This is a genomic window from Escherichia sp. Lx600-2 (genome assembly GCF_036662595.1).
Taxonomy (GTDB): domain Bacteria; phylum Pseudomonadota; class Gammaproteobacteria; order Enterobacterales; family Enterobacteriaceae; genus Escherichia; species Escherichia coli.
Window position 1 is genome coordinate 1 of sequence record NZ_JAYQWM010000226.1, and the last position, 1349, is coordinate 1349.

A 1349-nucleotide genomic window follows, 5' to 3' on the forward strand; every position below is an offset into this window, starting at 1 on the left:
AGCTTGGCTTGCTATTGAGTTTACTGTGGCTTTCAGTGTATCAGGCCCCAGTTTATTTAACGGCAATGTTGCTGTGTAGTTGCCGTTATTGTGATCTACCCATGCCACACTGCCCATTTGGCTATGTTGTAGCGCAATATGTTTACTGCTAACTCCTTTGAGTGGGTTGTGGAAGGTATCTTTTAAGCTGACGGTCAGTTGCACATTCGCGCCAGATGTTAACGTTGTGTTTGGTGCACTTAGTACCACGCTGCTAACAACACCTTGCTTGTCTTTTATGCCACTGCCATCTGTCGTTGCGGTAACGGTATCGGCTTGTGCCACGTTTAGCGTTTTTGGCTTGGATTTTAGCCCATTGGTAGAAATAACCACCTCATGAGCACCACTGAGTTGCCCCGCTAATGTTCCTGTGTAGCTGCCATCCGCTTGTTGATTGACGTTAATTTTTTTCGGTTTAAGCTGATCGATTGCGACCTCAACCTGTTGGATGCCGTCAACCGGGTTCCCTTGAACATCGGCTAAGGTAAACGTTAAGGTACTTTCTGCCCCTGCGCCTACAGAAGGGGTTATATGGGTGATAACAACCTTGTTGATGTGTTTATCTCCTTGTGTTTTTTTCACGTCAATCTTAACCGGATCACTTTGCGAACTGTTAACCTTAGCGACTAAGAGGTCTTCACCCAATGCCGTTAACATTAAGTCCGCAATGTAGGTCCCATCTTTGTTATCAACCCAAAGCCCATTACCGGTTTGGTTGTGGGTTAATTTGATGTTTTTAACATCAATACCACTTAGAGGGTTATCAAACGCATCTTTTAAGGTCAGCGTCAGTCTTACACTATCCCCTGATTTCAGGTTTTGAGTTGATACCGCTGTGAGCTCGGCGGTTTTGATCACGCCGCGTGCACCCTGCGTACCCGTTCCCGAGGTGTTGGTTGCCGTGATGACAGAAGCCACATTAACTTCCCACGTTTGCTGTGCGGTTTGTTTATAGGCAGTCACTTTAACCGTATATTTACCGACTTTTTGCGGTGGCAAGGTCACGGTGTAAGCCCCTTTTGAAGTTAAGGATTCAGTGAAAATGGCGTCTATCAGTGCACCATTGAGCGTGACCTTAAAGTCATCAGCAATTTGCGTGACACCATGTTGATTGATATCAAGGGCTTTCACCGTCAGTGTTGGCGAGTTACCTGCTGCTGTTGGGGCAATAGGGCTAAGCTCCAGTGTGCTAATTTGCGTCACTTGGTTGGTATTTTGTACGTCAACAGTGACAGCTTGGCTTGCTATTGAGTTTACTGTGGCTTTCAGTGTATCAGGCCCCAGTTTATTTAACGGCAATGTTGCTGTGT

The 1349-nt window shown here is 46.2% G+C and carries 1 protein-coding gene; it reads right to left on the bottom strand.

The genetic code is table 11. The features are described 5' to 3' along the window. Positions 1-1349, bottom strand: a 1349-nt coding sequence (locus tag OQV04_RS24655; RefSeq protein ID WP_332643244.1) for a hypothetical protein, incomplete at both ends; no start/stop codon positions are given.